Origin of the sequence: Paenibacillus sp., assembly GCF_031177825.1 — a bacterium.
In the GTDB taxonomy this organism is placed as follows: Bacteria; Bacillota; Bacilli; order Paenibacillales; family YIM-B00363; genus Paenibacillus_AE.
In genome coordinates, this window is record NZ_JAPSKE010000007.1 from 75,436 (window position 1) to 95,278 (window position 19,843).

Genomic DNA, 19,843 nt, shown 5'->3' on the forward strand with positions numbered 1-19,843 from the left:
GACTGCTCCTCGGTCAGACATGACCGGGGGCGGTTTCGTTTTTTCGTTATTCCCCGATCCATGTTATCCTTGGTTCATAGCATGAAAGAAGCGAGATAAGGTGGTCGCCTTCATATAAACATTCGCGGGGGATATTCGATGATGAATGCAAGTTGGTTTCGGCGGTTGCTCTTGTCCTACCTGCCCGTCTTTTTTATCGTGACTTCGATTCTCTTCTTCTTGTTCATTCAAGCGTTCAACGAACAAAATCGCAGGGAAGCGCTCAAGGCGAATGAATTTCTGGCGTCCCAAGTCGTGCAGTACTTGGACAACTCGCTGCGCTCGATCGATTATAAAGTGCTGCGCGAGATGTTGACGAACCAACATTTGAAAAATTACTACACGCCGGGCGTCGGCAATCCCGTCTTCAGCGCGATTCAAGCGGTCGACGTCATCGACGAGCTGAAGATCGACTTCCCGTTGATTCATTCGATTTATTTGGTTCGCTACTATGACGGGACCGTGCTGAGCAACGGGAAGACGGTGCCGATCGACGCGTTCCCGGACGCGGCGTTCATCGAGGAGAGCCGGAAGCAAAACGCGCGGAAATGGACCGGGTCGCGGAATTTCCAAGCGTTCAGCTCGGAGGCGGGAGTCCCCGTCGTCACCCTGGTCCGCCCCATGGGCAGCGAAGCGGACGGGCTCGTGGTCGTCAACGTCGGGCTTGCTTCGCTCAAGAGCTCGATTACGCGGATGTACGATCCGGGATATACGTTCGTGGATGTGCTGGGTCCTTCAGGGGAACGGCTGTGGAGCGAGGCGGCGACCGACGAAGGGACCCGGGGCTCCGGGGCCGGGGAGATCTTCTCGGAGTTCACGTCGAGCTACACCGGCTGGAAAGTCCAGACGGGCCTCAACAACGGCAAAGTGGTGAAGTTCGCGCTTCAGTTCTACAGCGTATGGTTCGCCGTCGCGATCGCGGTCGTCTTTATCGGCGTGGCGTGGGTCGTATACGTCACCCGCCGGAATTACAAGCCGATCGAGCAAATCGTCACGCTGATCGAGACGTTCGCGACGCAGAAGAAATCGAACGGGGGACAAGCGCAGGGGAACGAGCTGCGCTTCATCCATACGACGCTCGAGGGCATGATGCAGCAGACGAAGCAGTTCCAGCAGCAATACGCGGATAATTTGATTTTGCAGAAGAAGTACTTTTTCCAAGAATTGCTGGAGGGGACGAAGCGGTACGACGAGGCCGAATGGAAGGCGGAGATGAAGAAGCTCAATCTCCCGGTTCTCGGCGACCGTTGGACGGTGGCCGTCGTGGAGATCGACCGGTACCGCAAATTTACGGAAGAGTACCACCGGCAGGACCAGTCCTTGCTGAAGTTTATTTTGTCCAGCGTTCTCCAAGAGGTGGCCCAGCAAGAAGGGACGGACGCATGGGCGGAGTGGATTTCGGACCGGCGGCTCTACGCGATCGTGTGGCTTCCCGACGACCGGGAGGCCGAGGAGCTGGAGGAGAAGCTGTTCTCGAGTTATAAGGATTGGGTGGAACAAAATCTGAATCTTACGGTGACGATCGGCGTCGGGCTGGCGGCCTCGGACCTCGAGGGACTTCGATTCTCCTTCAAGGAAGCCGCATACGCCATGGAATTCAAAGCGGCGCTCGGCATGAACCGCGTCATCCTGCGCGACGACGCGCCGGAGGCGAATAACGATCTATTCGAACTGCTCAAGACGATCTCTCAGTTCGTTCAGGCGATGCGCCTCTCCGACGAAGAGTGGGAAGCGCACTTCGACCGGCTGTTCCGGCAGATCGCCGATTCCGTGTTGTCCCGACAGGAAATCGTGAACACGATGCAGCTTCTGGTACAGCACTACGAGCGCGAATTCGCGGACCTGTCTCGCGAATATCAAGAGCTGTGGGCGGAATCGTTGGATCGTCTTCTGCGCCGGCTCGAGGATTGGGAGACCGTGGACGATCTTCGGGAACGCTGCCTGGACGTGTTCCGCGACCTTGCGGAGCAGATGCAGACGATCCGCCAGTCGAAAGGGCATCGGAGCTTGATTTTGCAAATTCGGAAGTACATCGAGGAAAACTACGGCAATCCGGACTTGTCGCTGAACTATCTGAGCGATAAATTCGACATCAATCCGAAATATTTGAGCAAGCTCTTCAAGGACGAGATCGGCGAGAAATTTCTGGACGTTCTCATCAGCTACCGAATCGAGAAGGCGAAGCAGCTCATGCAGGAGACGGATCAGCCGATTCAGGACATCAGCGAGAAGGTCGGATATACGAACTACAATTCGTTCAACCGAGCGTTCAAGAACGTCGTCGGCGTGTCGCCGAGCGACTTCCGGAAGCAGCTGTGAGAGTAACTTCCTAGGCTCGGCAGCTGTTAGGGAACATGGAAGTTCCTTATTTTCGGCGAACATGGCAAGAAGAGACGAATAGGGAACACCAAAGTTCCTTATTCGCGGTTGAGGCGTTTCGAAACGGGGATTTCGAGCGAAATAGAGAAATTTTATGTTCTCTATTCGTGCAAATTCGGGGGAGGGAGCGCAAATAGGGAACATTGGTTTTCTCTATTTCACGCACGCTTGGTGCATACGCTCGAACGCAATGTAACCGTCAGGCTTGGCCTGACGGTTTTTCATATGCGGGGCCGGCGTTACGCGGAATCCCGCGGAATGAACGTGGAGCGCAGCTGGATGCGTTCCGCCGGGGAGCCCGGTCGTTGGATCCGGCGATCCAACGCTTCGACGGCTCGAGCGCCTAATTCTTCCTTGCATAGGTTGACCGTCGTCAACCGCGGCGACGCGAGGGCGGCGCCTTCGACGTTGTCGATGCCGATGACGAGCGCCCGCTCCGGAACCGAGACGCCGAGCTCTTGCAGCTTCCGCATCCACCGAATGGCGATGTCGTCGTTGGCGCAGATGAAGCCGTCCGGCCGATCGTCCGGCGCCAATCGTTCGAAGCGCGCTTGGGCTTCCTCCAACCATTCCCCTTCCTCGTAAGGGAGCTCCCATTCCCGGAGCTTCGTATGTTCGTCGCCGTACCGCTCCGCCGCGATGCGGACGCCGATGCGCCGTTCGGAGAAGCTCGTCGACCGGCCGTCGTCGCCCAGGTAGACGACGCTTCGGCAGCGCCGCGCCGCGATCAGGTGGTGCGCAACGGTGATGCCCGCGTCGATGTTGGCGTGGTTGACCGCATCGCAGTCCAGCATCGGTTCGTTATGATCGAGAAGCACGAGGGGCTTGCCGGTGCGAGCCATGAGCTGGAGCGCGGAGTACGGGTAAGCGCCCAACACGACGAGTCCGAGGCATCCGTTCCAATCCAGATGCGGCGCGATCGTCTCCTGCGGGCTGAGCGCCGAACCCTTCGGAAACGATAGCGGTTGGGAAACGATGGCATGCTGCCATCCCTTCTCCCGGCAGCCGGCGATAATGCCCTCCAGCACGCGCTGCCAATAGGAAGGGTCGCCCCGGTTCGATTGGTTGATGCAGATCAGCACGAAGGAGGCCGTTCCGGAAGCGGGCGGCGTCGCCTTCTGCGTAGGCAACCCGTACCCTAGCGTCTCGGCGAGCTTCAGCACCCGTTCTCGCGTCGCTTGGCTGACGCCGGACTTCCCGCTGAGCGCCCGGGAGACGGCGTATTTGGATAAACCGAGCTGGTCGGCGATCGTCTGGATCGATACTTTCTTAGGCATTAGAATTCTCCTGATTCGAATAGGATGATAACGAACCTAACAATTGAAATGACTATAATAACAAAGCGGTTGACGTGTCGAGAGGCGAAGGTATAGACTGGGATTATGATAACGTTATTGTATAATAACATAACAAAAATAACAACGCCTATTGTAGGAGGTTCTGTATGCACGCGATGAAATATAAGGACGCCTCGCTGCCGATCCAGGATCGCGTCGACGACTTGCTCGGCCGGATGACGCGGGAAGAGAAGATCGGCCAGCTCGTGCAGCCGATGGGCTGGAAGACATATAAGAAGGAAGCGGACGGCACCGTGTCGGTGACGGATTCGTTCAAGGAAGACATCGCCGCGGGCGGCGTCGGCTCGCTCTACGGGGCGCTTCGCGCCGACCCGTGGACGGAGGTGACGCTCGAAACCGGGTTGTCGCCGAAGCAGGGCGCGATCGCCACGAACGAAATCCAACGGTATGCGATCGAAAACTCGCGCCTCGGCATCCCGATCCTATTCGGCGAGGAGTGCTCGCACGGCCATATGGCGATCGGCGCGACGGTGTTCCCGGTGCCGCTGTCGGTCGGCAGCGCGTGGAATCCCGAGCTGTACCGCGAGATGTGCGAAGCGACCGCGCTCGAGACGCGCAGTCAAGGCGGCGCGGCGACGTATTCCCCGGTGCTCGACGTCGTGCGCGACCCGCGCTGGGGCCGGACCGAGGAATGCTTCGCGGAGGATCCGTACTTGATCGGCGAGTACGCGGTTCAAGCGATGAAAGGGCTGCAGGGCGATACGCTCGACAGCGACCGGACGATCGTCGCGACGCTGAAGCACTTCGCGGCGTACGGCAGCTCGGAAGGCGGCCGCAACGCGGCGCCCGTCCATATGGGCGCACGCGAGCTGCACGAAATCGATCTGTACCCGTTCAAGAAGGCGGTCGAGGCGGGCGCCGCCTCCGTCATGACGGCGTATAACGAAATCGACGGCGTGCCCTGCACCTCCGACGCGTACTTGCTGAACGACCTGCTTCGGAAGGAATGGGGCTTCGACGGCTTCGTCATCACCGACTTCGGCGCGATCCAGATGCTCGTCCACGGCCATAATACGGCGGCGAACGGCGAAGAGGCGGTGGCGCAATCGCTGAAGGCGGGCGTCGATATGGAGATGTCCGGCTTTATGTTCCGCAAGCACTTGAACGCGGCGATGGAGCAAGGACTCGTGTCGGAAGACGATTTGAACGCCGCCGTCCGCCGCGTGCTGGAGATGAAATTCCGGCTCGGCTTGTTCGAGCGTCCGTACGTCGACCCCGACCTCGCCGAGCGTTCGATCGGCTCCGAGGCGCATGTGCGGCTTGCAAGACGCCTCGCGACGGAAGGCGTCGTCCTGCTGAAGAACGAAGGCGGCGCGCTGCCGCTACGCAAGGAAATCGGCAAAGTCGCCGTCATCGGCCCGAACGCGAACCATACGTACAATCAGCTCGGGGATTATACGTCGCCGCAGCCGCGCGGCCAGATCGTCACCGTGCTGGACGGCGTTCGCGCGAAGCTCGGAGACGACCGCGTGCTGTATGCGCCGGGCTGCCGCATTAAGGGCGACTCCAGGGAAGGCTTCGAGTCGGCGCTCGCGTGCGCCGCGGAAGCGGACGCCGTCGTCCTCGTGCTCGGCGGGTCGAGCGCGCGCGACTTCGGCGAAGGCACGATCGACCTGAAGACGGGCGCCTCGGTCGTGTCGGATAATCCGTGGAACGACATGGAATGCGGCGAAGGCATCGACCGCTCGACGCTGAACCTGATGGGCGTCCAGCTCGAGCTGGCGCAGGAAATTCATAAGCTCGGCAAGCCCGTCATCGTCGTCTACATCAACGGCCGTCCGATCGCGGAGCCGTGGATCGACGAGAACGTCCACGCGATTCTTGAAGCGTGGTACCCGGGCCAGGAGGGCGGCAACGCGATCGCGGACCTGTTGTTCGGCGATGCGAACCCGTCCGGACGGCTGACGGTGACGATTCCGAAGAGCGTCGGCCAGCTGCCGGCGTACTACCATTCGAAGCGCACGCGGGGCAAGCGGTACCTCGAGGCGGACCTCGAGCCGGCGTATCCGTTCGGCTTCGGGCTCAGCTACACCGAGTTCCGATACGACAACGTCCGCGTCTCGCCGGAGCGGATCGCGCCAAGCGGCGAAGCGACGGTCAGCGTCGATGTGACGAACGCCGGCGCCGTCGCCGGCGACGAAGTCGTCCAGCTGTACGTGTCGGACGTGACGGCGTCGGTGACGCGGCCCGAGATCGCGCTCAAGGGGTTCCGTAAGATACGCCTTGCGCCGGGCGAGACGCAAACCGTAACGTTCCGCGTCGGACCGGAGCATCTGCAGCTGCTCGACAAGAACTTGAAGCCCGTCGTCGAGCCCGGCGAATTCCGGCTGCTCGTCGGCCGCCACTCGCGCGATTTGACGGCTTGCAGCCTATATGTGACGGAAGAGGAGAAGAAGCTATGATCCGAATCCATAGATTCCTAACCGATCTAGCCGAGAAGATGTGGCTGGACGTCGTCGAGCTGCCGGAATGGCATCTGCAGCGAGCCCGCTATCTCCGCCCCGGCGAATACGAGCTCGACGAGACGAACGCCGGCGTACAGCCGATCGGCGCGTTGGACGGCAAGCACGGCACGACGTACTTCATGAGCAAGACCGTCGACATTCCTTCAACATGGACCGGCGACCCCGTCGGCCTCGTCTTCGAGGGAGGCGGCGAAGGGCTGCTGCGCGTCGACGGCGTGCCGTACCACGGGCTCGACCGGAACCATACGTTCGTGCCGCTGCCGCCGGAGCGGGTCGGATCGTCGCCGAAGCTCGAGATCGAACTGTACGATCCGATCCCCGAGCCGCACGATCCGCTGAACCGGCAAGCCGTCATCCAGCCGCCGATCCGCGGCGTCCGCGCCGCGCTGGTCCGCGTCAACGCGCCGCTGCGGAGCCTGAAATACAGCGTGGCCGTGCTTGCCGAGGCGCTGCGGGCGCTGCCGGAGCAGGACCTGACGCGGGGGAGGCTTGTGCGCGCGATCCATGACGCGATGGACGCGATGTATGCCGAACCGAAGCGCTGGACGGACGGCGCATGGGTGCGGTCGTTCGAGGAGGCGCTCTTCGCGAAGGTCCGCGAGGATGCGCCGGAGGACGCGCGCGACGGCTTCATGCACATGGTCGGGCAGTCGCATATCGACGTCGCCTGGCTGTGGCCGGTGCGAGAGACGGTGCGCAAGACGAGCCGGACGTTTTCTACCGTATGCACGTTAATGGAGGAATACCCCGAGTTCACGTATTCGCAGAGCCAGCCGCAGCTGTACGCGTTCGCGAAGGAGCGGTACCCAGAATTGTATGAAAAGATCAAGGCGCGCGTCGCGGAAGGTCGCTGGGAGCTCGTCGGCGGCATGTGGGTCGAGCCGGACCTCAACATCCCGAGCGGCGAGTCGCTCGTCCGCCAAATCCTGTACGGACAACGGTTCTACGAAGCGGAATTCGGCAAGCGTTCCAATATCGAGTGGCTGCCGGATACGTTCGGGTACTGCGCGTCGCTCCCGCAAATCTTGAAGCTCGCCGACATTCCGTACTTCATGACGACGAAGCTGAACTGGAACGACACGAACCCGTTCCCGTACGATCTGTTCGACTGGGTCGGCATCGACGGCACGTCCGTCGTCGCCTACCTCAACCACGGACTGAACGAGCATACGCGGCCGAAGGACGTCGACGAGCACTGGAAGTCTTACAAACAGAAGGACGTTCATCCGGAGCAAATGCTGCTGTACGGGCACGGCGACGGGGGCGGCGGCGTGACGGACGAGATGGTCGAATTCGTCCGACGCGCGGAGCTCGCGGTCGGCCAGCCGGTCAGCCGGTTCAGCACGGCGGCGGCCTTCTTCGATAGTATAGGGAAACGACGGCCGCGGCTGCCGCAGTGGCACGGCGATCTGTACCTCGAGCTGCACCGCGGCACGTACACGACGCACGCGCGCAATAAGCGCAGCAACCGCAAGGCCGAAGCGCTGTACCGGGAAGCGGAGCTGTGGGGACGGTTCGCCGGCGCGGCCGGCCGGGAAGCGAAAGAGCGGCTCGACGCGGGCTGGAAGCTGATTCTCTTGAACCAGTTCCACGACATCATCCCGGGTACGTCGATTCCTGAGGCGTACGTCACGTCCGCGGCGGAGTACGAGGAAGTGTTCGCATTGGGAGACGGAGCGCTGAAGGGGTCGATCGAGGCGATTGCCGCCGGCGTCGACACGCGCGGCGAAGGGCGGCCCTATGTCGTGTTCAACGGACTCGGCTGGGCGCGCGGCGACGTCGTCGACATCGCGGGCGACGCGGCGCTCGCCGGCCTTGCCGCTTACGACGCGCGAGGCGAACGTCTTGCGTCCGACCTGCGCGTCGAGGGCGAATCGCGCACGCTGTCGGTATACGTGCCGGCGATCCCCGCGTTCGGCCACAAGACGATCTGGCTTCGCCCGGCGCCCGAGGCGGCGGCTGCGGACGACGCGGCGGATCGCGCGTTCCCGCTCGCGTGGGAGACGGATTTCTACACGCTCGAATTCAACGATGCCGGGGAGATCGTCCGGTGGTACGACAAGGACGCGAAGCGGGAGTGGCTGCGTCCGGGCGACAAGGCGAACGAGCTGCAGCTGTTCCACGACAAGCCGACGTATTGGGATGCGTGGGACATCGATCCGCGCTTCGAAGCGCAGCGCGCGGGCGGCGTCGAACTGATCTCGAAGGAGGTCGCGTTGCGGGGCGAGACGCAGGACGTGCTTCGCTTCCATTGGAGGCTGAACGACTCCGACATCCGACAGGACGTCGTGCTGTATCGCCACTCGCGGCGGGTGGACTTCAAGACGAAGGTGTCTTGGGCGGAGCGCCACAAGCTGCTGAAGGTCGCCTTCCCGGTCGACCTCGTCGCCGCGAAGGCCGCGTACGAAATTCCGTTCGGCGCTCTGGAGCGCCCGACGCATACCAACACGAGCTGGGAGCGAGCGCAATTCGAAGTATGCGGCCACCGGTGGGCGGACGTATCCGAGCGGAACGGCGGCGTGAGCTTGCTGAACGATTGCAAATACGGCTACGACATCAAGGGCCGCACGATGCGCCTCAGCCTGCTCCGCGCGCCGACGTGGCCGGACTTGAACGCAGACCAAGGCGAGCACGAGTTCACGTATTCGCTGCTGCCGCACGCAGGCGATTGGCGGGACGCGCACGTCGCGCGCCGCGCGATGGAGCTGAACCATCCGGCGGTCGCGATCGGCGCCGCCGCGCACGCAGGCGAGTTGCCATCGGAGCATGCGTGGATCCGCTTCGACGCCGAACACGTCGTGCTCGACGCGATCAAGGCGGCCGAAGACGGCTCGGGCACGATCCTGCGGTTCTACGAATCGTCGGGCGGCCGGGAGACGGTCCGCGTGCAGTGGGCGCAGCCGCTCGCGAAGGCGTCCGTCGTCAACTTGCTGGAGGACGACCTCGAGGCGCTGACGCATAACGAAGGCGCGTTCGAGCTGTCGTTCGTCCCGTTCGAAATCAAGACGGTGAAGCTCGTTTCGCCGGATACAGCGGTTTAGGAGGAACGCGAACCCATGGAACAATTCAGACTGCCGAAGGCGAACATCCCCGACCTGGAGCTCCCGGACGCGATTCGGCGGACGCTGGCGGAGGCGGAGAGAAGATTAGCCGGTCGCCCGAAACTGCAGCGGCTCTTCCGCAACTGCTTCCCGAACACGCTGGAGACGACGACGAAGCGCATGGACGACGGCACGACGTTCGTCATCACGGGCGACATCCCCGCGATGTGGCTGCGCGACTCGGTCGAGCAATTCATTCATTACGTGCCGCTCGCGAAGGACGATCCGGAGCTGGCTCGCCTCGTCGCCGGCCTCGTCCGGCGCCATGCGATGTACATCAACATCGATCCATACGCGAACGCCTTCAACGAAGCCGCGAATCACTGGCATTGGGACGCGAACGACGAAACCGACATGTCTCCGTGGGTGTGGGAGCGGAAGTTCGAGCTCGATTCGCTCTGCTTTACGGTGCGGCTCGCGTATACGTACTGGAAGGAAACGGGCCTGACGGACATTTTCGACGAATCCTTTAAACTTGCCATGCGGAACATCGTAGACGTCTGGAAAACGGAGCAGCGCCACTTCGAACGTTCCCCGTACCGGTTCATGCGCCGGAACTGTCCGGCGATCGACACGCTGCGCAACGACGGGCTCGGCATGCCGGTCAACTATACCGGCATGATCTGGTCCGGCTTCCGGCCGAGCGACGACGCCTGCGAGTTCCACTACAACATTCCGTCGAACATGTTCGCGGCCGTCTCGCTCGCGCAGCTGCAGGACATCGCGCGCTGGGTGTACCGCGACGAAGCGTTCGTCGCCGAGATGAGGAGCATCGAGGACGACGTTCGTCACGGGATCGACCTGTACGGCACGTATCGCCACCCGGTCTACGGGAAGATCTACGCGTACGAGACCGACGGATTCGGCAACTACGCGCTTATGGACGACGCCGGGACGCCGAGCTTGCTCTCGATCCCGTATCTCGGCTACGCCGACGCGAACGACGAAACCTATCTGAACACGCGGCGGTTCGTCCTGAGCCGGGAAAATCCTTTCTATTATGAAGGAACCGCAGCCAAGGGCGTCGGCAGTCCGCACACGCCGCCGAATTACATCTGGCCGATGGCGTTGTCGATGCAAGGGCTGACCGCCGCCGACGACGCGGAGATGCTGGAGATGATCGCCGCGCTGGAAGCGACCGACGCCGACACCGGCTTCATGCACGAAGGGTTCCACGCCGACGATCCGTCGAAGTTCACCCGGTCGTGGTTCGCCTGGTCGAACAGTCTGTTCGCGCAGCTCGTGCTCCGCGCGATGGGGAAGGGCTTATTGGACGGAGAAGGAGGGAAGAGCGCATGAGTTACCTGATCGGATACGTAGGGGATCGCGCGCTGCCCGAGCTGACGGGCGACGCGGCGCGGAAGCTGACGCATATGAACGTCGCGTTCGGTCATGTCCGGGACGACGAAATCCGGATCGACCATCTCGAACATCTGCTCGAGCTCGAACGGTTGAAGCGCGAGCACCCGTCCCTCAAGATGCTGCTCTCCGTCGGCGGCTGGAGCGCCGGCGGCTTCTCCGAGGCGGCTTCGACGGAGGCCGGCCGGCGCCGGATGGCGGAGTCGGCAGTCGATGTGCTGAGGCGGTTCCCGTTCGACGGCATCGACCTTGATTGGGAATATCCGTGTTACGCCGAAGCCGGCATCGCCGCTTCTCCGGACGACAAGCGCAACTTCACGCTGCTGCTGCGGGACATGCGCGAAGCGCTCGACCGGAAGGCGGCGTCGGACGGCAGGGCGTACATGCTGACGATCGCCGCGGGCGCCGATCAATATTACGTCGACGGGACCGAGATGAACGAGGCGCAGCGGTACCTCGATTATGTGCAGCTGATGACGTACGACATGCGGGGCGGCTTCCAGACGTTAACGGGCCATCATACGAATTTATATACGCCTACGGGCGATCTGTTTCGCATCAGCGTCGATGCGTCGGTTCGGTTGTTCGAGAGAGCGGGCGTGCCGCGGGAGAAGCTGGCGATCGGCGCGGCGTTTTATTCCCGCATGTGGAAGGATGTCCCGAACGTCAACCGGGGACTGCTTCAGATGACCCCCGGCTCGGGCGGATACGGACCCGACTACGGCGAATTGGCCGAGCGGTACATCGATAAGAACGGCTTCGTCCGCTATTGGGACGACGAGGCGAAGGCGCCGTACTTATTCGACGGAAGCACGTTCATCACGTACGACGACGAGGAGTCGCTGCGGGAGAAGTGCGATTACGTCAAGCGCGAACGGCTTGCCGGCGTTATGTTTTGGGAATACAAATGCGACCCGACGGGTCGGCTGCTCGATGCGTTATACCGGAATTTGTAATGCGAATCTCGCGTCATTTTCAAAATAGGGAGTGTGACGAAGCATGAAAGTCGGGTTAAGCACGTACAGCCTGCTGAACGCTTTGAAGTCCGGGGAGATGACCGTCTTGGACGTCGTCGATTGGATCGCGGCGAACGGCGGGGAGCATATGGAGATGGTGCCGTACGGGTATACGGTGGAGGACAATCACGAGCTCGCCGACGCGATCCGCGAGAGGGCGAAAGCGGCCGGCATCGAGCTGTCCAACTATTCGATGCCCGCCAACTTCGTGCAGGACACGGAAGAGGCGTTCGATGCGGAGATCGCTCGGGTGAAACGCCACGTCGACGTCGTGCATCGCATGGGCGTGAAGCATATGCGGCACGACGTGACGGCGTTCACGCTGCCGAAGGAATGCATGACGATTCGTTGGTTCGAGGAGAGCTTGCCGCTGATCGTTAAGGGAAGCCGGATCATCGCCGATTACGCCGCGCAGTTCGGCATCACGACGACGATCGAAAACCACGGCTTCAGCGTCCAGGCGAGCGACCGCGTACAGCGCGTGCTGCAGGCGGTCGACCGTCCGAACTTCAAGACGACGCTCGATATCGGCAACTTCCTGTGCGTCGACGAAGATCCGATCGTCGGCGTGAAGAAAAACCTGCCTTACGCGTCCTTGATTCATTTCAAGGACTTCTACATCCGACCGTACGACGAGCATCCCGGCGAAGGCGTCTGGTTCCGGACGGCGAACGACAACTTCCTGCGCGGAGCGATCGTCGGCCACGGCGATCTCCCGATCCGCAAAATCGTGAAGCTCGTCAAGGCGTCGGGCTACGACGGGAATATCACCGTAGAGTTCGAAGGCATGGAGGAATGCAAGGCCGCTTCCAAGATCGCCATGGACAACGTACGCCGCTTCTGGGAAGAAGCCTGATCGACATCGAAGACAAGACCCTTATATAGAAGTCCGCTACTCCCCGAGCGCCCAACGAAGCGCTTCGGGGAGTTCGTCTTGCCAGAAGCCCCAAATATGCTTGCCGGCCTTTTCCACATAATGCACGCCCGCGCCTCTCGCCTCAAGCAACGTCCTCATCCGACGGTTCGCCTCGAGAAAATCGAACGTCCCCCGACTCGTCGTCACCGCCGTCTCCTCCGTGCCGATCAGCTGGTACAGCCGCAGCCAGGACAACTCCCCCGCCCCCGTCGATTCGATCGCGGACAACGAGGAACCGAGGAATGCCCCGGACAATGCCACCACTCGCTGAATGGAATGAGGAACTTGTAGGGAAAGATGTAAGGAGACCGTGGCGCCGAGCGAGTCGCCGACCAGCACCCGATCCCCGGGGCCTGTGCGGACGGGGTAACGCGATTCCACGAACGGCATCAGCTCCTCGAGGAAAAAGCGACTGTACGCCTCGAAACGGCTCCCGTCCGGCGCGTATTCGTCGGTCCGGTTCGGCATGTCGACGTCGACGCCGACAACGAGGAACGGCTCGAACCCTTCGTCCAAAATAAGCCGGGTCGCATGCGTCGCGATGCGTCCGAAGTTGAAGCATTCCTCCCCGTCCTGACAGTAGACGATGCGGTGCGAGACCAGCTCGTTGTAGCCCGGCGGCAAGAACACCCGAAGCGTTCGTTCCTTGCCCAGCGCCTGCGAGAATACCGCTTCTTTCAGCACGGTGCGGCGGGCGTAGTCGTTCGCGGCCATGCGGATCACCCCTTCTGTTTCACTGTTGTTCCATCTGTATTATTGGATGCAATATTGTTATTATAACAGCAAAAATCAATTTTATCGCGTGGAAAGTAGCCAATTCGAAAATTGTATTATATAATTTATTAACGCTGTTTCATCATCAGTATTCCCTGATGCAAGTAACTGTTTCATATACTATTAAGCGAGGTGTACCACCACGTGAGCAGCAAAACCATGAATCGCGCTTACGAAGTGAAGCTCGACAAGATCGAGCCGTTGCAAGTGTTATCGCCGGAAGGCAAGGTCGTTAACGAAGAGATGCTGCCGAAGTTTACGGACGAGCAGCTTCGCGAACTGATGCGCCGCATGGCGTTCACCCGCGTCTGGGACCAGCGCGCGGTTAGCCTGAACCGTCAAGGCCGCCTTGGCTTCTACGCGCCGGTATCCGGCCAGGAAGCGGCGATGATCGGGAGCGAGTTCGTACTGGAGAAGGAAGACTTCATCTGCCCGGGTTACCGCGATATGCCGCAGATCGTCTGGCACGGTCTTCCGATGTATCAGGCGTTCCTCTATTCGAGAGGCCACCAGCACGGCGGTCAAATTCCGGAAGACGTTCACGTCCTCATGCCGCAAATTATCATCGGCGCGCAAATCGTCGAAGCGGCGGGCGTGGCGATGGGCCTCAAGCTGAAGGGCAAGAAGAACGTCGCGATCACGTACACGGGCGACGGCGGTTCTTCGCAGGGCGACTTCTACGAAGGCATGAACTTCGCCGGCGCGTTCAAGCTGCCCGCGATCTTCTTCGTGCAAAACAACCAATACGCGATTTCGACGCCGATCGCGAAGCAGACGGCGGCCGGCACGATCGCTCAGAAGGCTGTCGCTGCGGGCATCCGCGGCGTGCAGGTCGACGGCATGGACGTGCTCGCGGTGACGGCCGCGGTGCGGGAAGCGCGCGAACACGCGCTGGAAGGCCGTCCGACGTTGATCGAAGCGATCACGTACCGGTTCGGTCCGCACTCGATGTCCGGCGACGATCCGACGAAGTATCGGACGAAGGACGAACAGGGCGAGTGGGAAGTGAAGGATCCGCTCGTGCGCTTCCGCCGCTACCTCGAGTCCAAGGGCCTCTGGTCCGAGGAAGACGAGAACAAGACGATCGAAGAAGCGAAGGAGCACGTTGCGGAGCAAATCAAGCGCGCGGAGTCCGTCGACAAGATGACGATCGCGGGCTTGCTCGAGAGCATGTTCGAAGAGCCTCCGGTTCATATCCGCGAGCAAATCGAGTTGTATAGCGCGGGAGGAGAGAAATAAGCATGGCAAACATGACATTGATCGAAGCGATTCGCGACGGCCTTAGAGTCGAACTCGCTCGCGATCCGAAGGTATTGTTGTTCGGGGAAGACGTCGGCCACGTCGGGGGCGTATTCCGCGCGACGGAAGGGCTGCAGAAGGAATTCGGCGAGACGCGCGTATTCGATACGCCGCTCGCGGAGTCGGGCATCGGCGGCCTCGCCGTCGGCCTCGCGGTGCAGGGCTTCCGCCCGGTCGCGGAAGTTCAGTTCATCGGCTTCGTGTTCGAAACGATGGACCAGATCGTATCGCAAGCGGCGCGCATGCGCTATCGTTCCGGCGGCGCGTACCAAGCGCCGATCGTGTTCCGCACGCCGTTCGGCGGCGGCGTCAAGGCGCCGGAGCTGCACGTGGACAGCCTCGAGGGCTTGTTCCTGCAGACGCCGGGCATCAAGGTCGTTATTCCATCCAATCCTTACGACGCGAAGGGTCTTATGATTTCGGCGATCCGCGACAACGATCCGGTCTTCTTCATGGAGCATCTGAAGCTGTACCGTTCGTTCCGCGCCGAAGTGCCGGAAGGCGAATACACGGTGCCGATCGGCAAGGCGAACGTCGTCAAGGAAGGCAAACACGTCACGATCATTACGTACGGCGCGATGGTGCACACGTCGCTTAAGGCGGCGGAAGAAATCGAGAAGTCGCGCGGTGTGAGCGTCGAGGTCATCGACCTGCGCACGATCATGCCGATCGACATCGACACCATCGTCGAGTCGATCAAGAAGACGAACCGCGCGATCGTCGTGCAGGAAGCGCAGAAGACGGCGGGCGCCGCGGCGGAAATCATCGCTCAGATCAACGAGAAAGCGATTCTCCACCTGGAAGCGCCGGTGCTCCGCGTCGCGGCTCCGGACACGGTCGTCGCCTTCGGACAGATCGAGGACGAATGGCTGCCGAATCCGAAGCGCGTCATCGAAGGTTTGAACCAAGTACTGGACTTCTAATTTAAGGAAAAGGAGGCGCGCAAACCGTATGGCAACGTTCGAATATCGGATGCCGGAGCTCGGCGAAGGACTCCACGAAGGCGAAATCGTGAAGTGGCACGTAAAGCCCGGCGACACAATCAAGGAAGACGACATCTTGATGGAAGTGCAGAACGACAAGGCGGTCGTCGAAGTGCCTTCGCCGGTCACCGGCGTCGTTAAGGAAGTGAAGGTGTCGGAAGGCACCGTAGCGGTCGTCGGCGACCTGCTCGCGGTCATCGACGCGGAAGGCGAGCTGCCGGTCTCCGCGCATGGCGGCGGTCACGGCGAAGCGCCGGCGGCGGCTCCCGCGCCCGCAGCGGCTCCCGCGCCGGTCGTTCCGGCACCGGTCGCCCCTGCGGCGGCTCCGGCGGCGGCGGAAGCCGTGAAGCCGGGTTCGGTGGCTGACGGCGGCACGCCGGGCAACATTGTCGCTCCGGGCGCCGTCTTGGCGACGCCGAGCGTACGCAAGCTGGCGCGCGAGAAAGGCGTAGACCTCGGCTTCGTTACGGCGACGGGCAAGCACGGCCGCATTACGAAGGAAGACGTCCTGGGCTTCGTTCCAGGCGCGGCGCCTGCGGCAGCGGCTCCGTCCGCGGCTGCGGAAGCGGGCGCACCGGCGGCTGCAGCCGCCGCGAAGACCGTCGTCGCGGGCGAACGCGTCGAAGAGCGCGTGCCGTTCAAGGGCATCCGCAAGGCGATCGCGGCCGCGATGGTCAAGTCGGTGTATACGGCTCCGCACGTCACGATCATGGACGAAGTCGACGTCACGGCGCTCGTGCAGCTTCGCGCCCGCGCGAAGGCGATGGCGGAGAAGCGCGGCGTCAAGCTGACGTACCTGCCGTTCATCGTCAAGGCGCTCATCGCGGCGCTTCGCGAATACCCGATCCTCAACTCGACGTTAGACGAAGCGGCGAACGAGATCGTCTACAAGAAGTACTACAACATCGGCATCGCGACGGACACCGACAACGGTCTCATCGTACCGGTCGTGCACGACGCCGATCGGAAGAATATCTACAGCATCGCGGGCGAAATCCGCGACCTCGCGACGCGCGGACGCGACGGCAAGCTGGCGCCGAACGAGATGAAGGGCAGCACGTTCTCTATCACCAATATCGGTTCGGCGGGCGGCATGTTCTTCACGCCGGTCATCAACTTCCCGGAAGTGGCGATCCTCGGTACGGGCCGCATCTCGGAGAAGCCGGTCGTCAAGAACGGCGAAATCGTCGTCGGCCAGCTGATGGCGTTGTCGCTCAGCTTCGACCATCGCCTCATCGACGGCGCTACGGCGCAAAACGCGATGAATCACATCAAGCGTCTCCTGGAAGATCCGGAGCTCTTGATCATGGAGGTGTAACGCGAGATGGTAGTCGGAACGTTCAGTACGGAAGTCGACGTCATCGTCATCGGCGCGGGCCCCGGCGGTTACGTCGCCGCGATCCGGGCCGCGCAGCTCGGCAAGAAGGTCGTCATCGTCGACCGCCGCGAAGTCGGCGGCGTCTGCCTCAACCGGGGTTGTATCCCGTCCAAGGCGCTTATCTCCGCGGCGCACCGCTACGAGCAAGCGAAGCACAGCGACCACATCGGCATTACGGCCTTGGACGTGAAGGTGGACTTCTCGAAGGTGCAAGAATGGAAGCAGTCCGTCGTCAACAAGCTGACGGGCGGCGTCGGTTCGCTGCTGAAAGGGCATAAAGTCGAGATCGTCTCCGGCGAAGCGTTCTTCAACGCGCCGAACATCGTGACGGTCACGAGCGGCGACGACAACACGACGCGGTACGAGTTCAAGCACTGCGTCATCGCGACGGGCTCCCGCCCGATCGAGCTGAAGCCGTTCCCGTTCGGCGGACGCATCCTGTCCTCCGACGAGGCGCTCGCGCTGACGGAAATTCCGAAGAGCCTGGTCGTCATCGGCGGCGGCTACATCGGCGTCGAGCTCGGTCAGACGTTCGCGAAGTTCGGCTCGAAGGTGACGATTCTCGAGGGCGCGGATCATATTTTGCCGGGCTTCGAGAAGCAGCTGAGCCAGCTCGTGTCGAAGAATCTCAAGAAGCTCGACGCGGACATCTTCACCGGCGCGCTCGCGCAGAAGTCCGAGCAGACCGACAAGGACGTCACCGTGACGTTCAAGGTCGGCGAAGAGGAGAAGTCGGTGACGGCGGAGTATGTGCTCGTTACGGTCGGCCGTCGGCCGAACACGAACGACATCGGCCTCGAGTCGATCGGCGTGAAGATGACGGACCGCGGTCTGATCGAGATCGACAACCAATGCCGCACGAGCCTCGAGCATGTGTACGCGATCGGCGACATCGTGCCGGGCGCGGCGCTCGCGCATAAGGCGTCGTACGAAGGCAAGATCGCCGCGGAAGCGATCGCGGGCATGGACAGCGTGATCGACTACAAGGTTATCCCGGCCGTCGTATTCTCCGATCCGGAGATCGCAAGCGTAGGCCTCAGCGAGACGGAAGCGAAGGAGAAGGGCTTCAACGTCCTGACCGGCCGCTTCTCGTTCGGCGCGAACGGCCGCTCGCTCGCGCTCGACAACCCAGATGGGTACGTCAAGATCGTCGCCGACAAGGATACGGGCGTCGTCGTCGGCTCGCAGATCGTCGGACCGGAGGCGTCCAACCTGATCGCCGAGCTCGGCCTCGCGATCGAGATGGGCGCGACGCTCGAAGACATCGCGCTGACGATTCACGCGCATCCGACGCTCGGCGAGATCGTCATGGAAGCGGCGGAAGGCGCGCTCGGACACAGCGTGCATCAGATGAACAAGTAAACCGGGGATCCCCCGTCAAGGCAACGCCGTTTTGCGAGCTGGACTCGCAAGGCGGCGTTTTCTATTTGGCGACGGGACGATTTTCGCGGCGTGACGCATCGATAATTAGGGCATGGCGCCCCAATCGCAACTCTGCTTATGGCACGGCACCAAGGAACTTTATGGCGAGGTTTCGCGTCTACAATGAGGACAACCAAGTGAAGGAGTGCTTAGTTTGTTGAAAAAAGGACTGGTCTTCATCGGGGCGCTCGCCGTGGCGCTTTCCGCCGTCATGGCGGATCGATGGGAAGGGGAGGGAGAGACGAGTGCCATAGCGCAGGAAGCGCCGGAAACGCCGGAAACGCCGGTCTCCGAGACGGAGAGGCCAACGGCTGTGTCCCGCGATCGTCAGGAGCTTCCGTTACCGGAGGCGTTGGCCTCGATCCTGAACGACGAAAGCGTGCTCCCCGACGATGCGTCGGAACGCATAACGGCGTTCGCGGCGGGGCGCGACGCGCAACAGGAGCCGGTGACGATCGTTCGGGAGGATCTCGACGCGGACGGCGCGGCGAACGAGTGGGCCGCCGTGCTGTTCGAGGACATCCTCGTGCCGGGAACGGAGGAGACGCTGCGGCGAGCGGCTTACGGCATCGTCCTCGCGTACGCGGACGGTCGGTATTCGGTGCAAAGCTTCGAGTTCCCGGAGGAGAGCTACGGCAGAGCGAAGCTCGAGACGGTCGCGGAGCTGACGGGAGACGAACGACCCGACATCGTATGGGCGTCTTTCCTGGTCGGCGCGCATACGTCGCACGCTGCTTTCACGGTATCGTCTTGGGCGGACGGAAAGCTGCGCATGGTGCAGGGCACGGCGGACATCCCGAACGTGTCGAGGGCAACGGCGGAAGACGGGAAGCTGGCGCTGACCGGGGGCTTGATCGGTTCGGCGGGCGCGGGGCCGTGGCAGCGCGAGTATACGGACGAATACGTCGTCGCGGAAGGCGCCCTCGTTCGCGTCGACCGCACGTTCGCGGCATCGCCGACGCCGTACCACCGCCTCTTGGATGCGTTATGGTCCGAAGCGCTCGGACATACGGACCGGGCGAAGCGGTCGTTCGCCGAAGCGATCGAGATGGAAGGCGCATCGTATGAAGGGTATCAATTCGAGACGGAAACGCACGACTTCGTCGAGGGCGGCTCGGAGCCGGAGCGAGAAGCCGCGTTCGAGGCCGCGGCGAAGGCGTTCGCGGGCTTCCGGTTGGAGCTGCTGAAGCGCGTCGAATCCGGCGAAAGCCGCGAGGCCGCCTGCGCATCCGCGAAGGAAGCCGCCGGGTACGACGCCGGCTGGCTGCCGCCGCTGAATTCGCCGTTCGGTTATGCGAATCCGCAATGGAGCGAGGAGACGATCTGCGCCCGCATCGATGCGTTGGAGCCGTAA

At 62.0% G+C, this 19,843-nt stretch carries 13 protein-coding genes; 11 read left to right on the forward strand and 2 right to left on the reverse strand.

The window, feature by feature from the left end:
* The first annotated feature begins 138 nt into the window (after positions 1-138).
* Positions 139-2,358, forward strand: a complete 2,220-nt coding sequence (locus RIN49_RS10550; RefSeq protein ID WP_309120132.1) for a helix-turn-helix domain-containing protein — start codon at positions 139-141, stop codon at positions 2,356-2,358.
* A 299-nt stretch (positions 2,359-2,657) separates the two neighbouring features.
* Here RIN49_RS10550 and RIN49_RS10555 read toward each other — a convergent pair whose 3' ends face one another.
* Entirely contained in the window at positions 2,658-3,695 is a 1,038-nt protein-coding gene (locus tag RIN49_RS10555; protein ID WP_309120133.1) for a LacI family DNA-binding transcriptional regulator, read from the reverse strand.
* A gap of 176 nt (positions 3,696-3,871) precedes the next feature.
* Here RIN49_RS10555 and RIN49_RS10560 point away from each other — a divergent pair, with 176 nt between their 5' ends.
* The 5 genes from RIN49_RS10560 to RIN49_RS10580 are packed head-to-tail and all read left to right on the forward strand — an operon-like array spanning position 3,872 to position 12,573.
* Positions 3,872-6,178 (forward strand): glycoside hydrolase family 3 N-terminal domain-containing protein, encoded by a 2,307-nt coding sequence (locus tag RIN49_RS10560; protein WP_309120315.1) that lies wholly within the window; start codon positions 3,872-3,874, stop codon positions 6,176-6,178.
* Positions 6,175-9,282 (forward strand): alpha-mannosidase, encoded by a 3,108-nt coding sequence (locus RIN49_RS10565; RefSeq protein ID WP_309120134.1) that lies wholly within the window; start codon positions 6,175-6,177, stop codon positions 9,280-9,282. Before RIN49_RS10560 ends, RIN49_RS10565 begins: the two co-directional genes overlap by 4 nt.
* A 15-nt stretch (positions 9,283-9,297) precedes the next feature.
* Positions 9,298-10,641, forward strand: coding sequence for a glycoside hydrolase family 125 protein (locus RIN49_RS10570; RefSeq protein ID WP_309120135.1), 1,344 nt, complete (start codon positions 9,298-9,300; stop codon positions 10,639-10,641).
* Positions 10,638-11,657, forward strand: a complete 1,020-nt coding sequence (locus tag RIN49_RS10575) for a glycoside hydrolase family 18 protein (protein WP_309120136.1) — start codon at positions 10,638-10,640, stop codon at positions 11,655-11,657. Before RIN49_RS10570 ends, RIN49_RS10575 begins: the two co-directional genes overlap by 4 nt.
* 43 nt (positions 11,658-11,700) lie before the next feature.
* Positions 11,701-12,573 (forward strand): sugar phosphate isomerase/epimerase family protein, encoded by an 873-nt coding sequence (locus RIN49_RS10580; RefSeq protein ID WP_309120137.1) that lies wholly within the window; start codon positions 11,701-11,703, stop codon positions 12,571-12,573.
* 36 nt (positions 12,574-12,609) lie between these two features.
* Here RIN49_RS10580 and RIN49_RS10585 read toward each other — a convergent pair whose 3' ends face one another.
* A complete protein-coding gene (locus tag RIN49_RS10585; RefSeq protein ID WP_309120138.1) occupies positions 12,610-13,347 on the reverse strand; it encodes an alpha/beta hydrolase in 738 nt (245 codons plus the stop codon).
* 219 nt (positions 13,348-13,566) lie between these two features.
* Between RIN49_RS10585 and pdhA the strand changes: the two genes are divergently transcribed.
* The 5 genes from pdhA to RIN49_RS10610 all read left to right on the forward strand — a co-directional run bounded on the left by pdhA (position 13,567) and on the right by RIN49_RS10610 (position 19,843).
* Positions 13,567-14,646, forward strand: coding sequence for a pyruvate dehydrogenase (acetyl-transferring) E1 component subunit alpha (pdhA, locus tag RIN49_RS10590; protein ID WP_309120316.1), 1,080 nt, complete (start codon positions 13,567-13,569; stop codon positions 14,644-14,646).
* A 2-nt stretch (positions 14,647-14,648) separates the two neighbouring features.
* Complete coding sequence (locus RIN49_RS10595) at positions 14,649-15,629, forward strand: alpha-ketoacid dehydrogenase subunit beta (RefSeq protein ID WP_309120139.1); 981 nt, start codon at positions 14,649-14,651, stop codon at positions 15,627-15,629.
* Between the two features lie 28 nt (positions 15,630-15,657).
* Positions 15,658-17,007, forward strand: a complete 1,350-nt coding sequence (locus RIN49_RS10600; protein WP_309120140.1) for a dihydrolipoamide acetyltransferase family protein — start codon at positions 15,658-15,660, stop codon at positions 17,005-17,007.
* A 6-nt stretch (positions 17,008-17,013) separates the two neighbouring features.
* On the forward strand, positions 17,014-18,429 hold the full coding sequence (gene lpdA / locus RIN49_RS10605; RefSeq protein ID WP_309120141.1) for a dihydrolipoyl dehydrogenase: 1,416 nt from the start codon (positions 17,014-17,016) through the stop codon (positions 18,427-18,429).
* A 217-nt stretch (positions 18,430-18,646) separates the two neighbouring features.
* The gene (locus RIN49_RS10610) at positions 18,647-19,843 is read left to right on the forward strand and encodes a hypothetical protein (RefSeq protein ID WP_309120142.1); all 1,197 of its coding nucleotides are present in this window, start codon (positions 18,647-18,649) and stop codon (positions 19,841-19,843) included.

Excerpts from the sequence above, each read along its gene's own strand:
- RIN49_RS10585 (WP_309120138.1), bottom strand. The coding sequence starts at position 13,347 with ATGGCCGCGAACGACTACGCCCGCCGCACCGTGCTGAAAGAAGCGGTA.
- RIN49_RS10565 (WP_309120134.1), top strand. The coding sequence starts at position 6,175 with ATGATCCGAATCCATAGATTCCTAACCGATCTAGCCGAGAAGATGTGG.
- lpdA (WP_309120141.1), top strand. The coding sequence starts at position 17,014 with ATGGTAGTCGGAACGTTCAGTACGGAAGTCGACGTCATCGTCATCGGC.
- RIN49_RS10570 (WP_309120135.1), top strand. The coding sequence starts at position 9,298 with ATGGAACAATTCAGACTGCCGAAGGCGAACATCCCCGACCTGGAGCTC.
- RIN49_RS10560 (WP_309120315.1), top strand. The coding sequence starts at position 3,872 with ATGAAATATAAGGACGCCTCGCTGCCGATCCAGGATCGCGTCGACGAC.
- pdhA (WP_309120316.1), top strand. The coding sequence starts at position 13,567 with ATGAATCGCGCTTACGAAGTGAAGCTCGACAAGATCGAGCCGTTGCAA.
- RIN49_RS10575 (WP_309120136.1), top strand. The coding sequence starts at position 10,638 with ATGAGTTACCTGATCGGATACGTAGGGGATCGCGCGCTGCCCGAGCTG.
- RIN49_RS10600 (WP_309120140.1), top strand. The coding sequence starts at position 15,658 with ATGGCAACGTTCGAATATCGGATGCCGGAGCTCGGCGAAGGACTCCAC.
- RIN49_RS10580 (WP_309120137.1), top strand. The coding sequence starts at position 11,701 with ATGAAAGTCGGGTTAAGCACGTACAGCCTGCTGAACGCTTTGAAGTCC.
- RIN49_RS10555 (WP_309120133.1), bottom strand. The coding sequence starts at position 3,695 with ATGCCTAAGAAAGTATCGATCCAGACGATCGCCGACCAGCTCGGTTTA.
- RIN49_RS10595 (WP_309120139.1), top strand. The coding sequence starts at position 14,649 with ATGGCAAACATGACATTGATCGAAGCGATTCGCGACGGCCTTAGAGTC.
- RIN49_RS10550 (WP_309120132.1), top strand. The coding sequence starts at position 139 with ATGATGAATGCAAGTTGGTTTCGGCGGTTGCTCTTGTCCTACCTGCCC.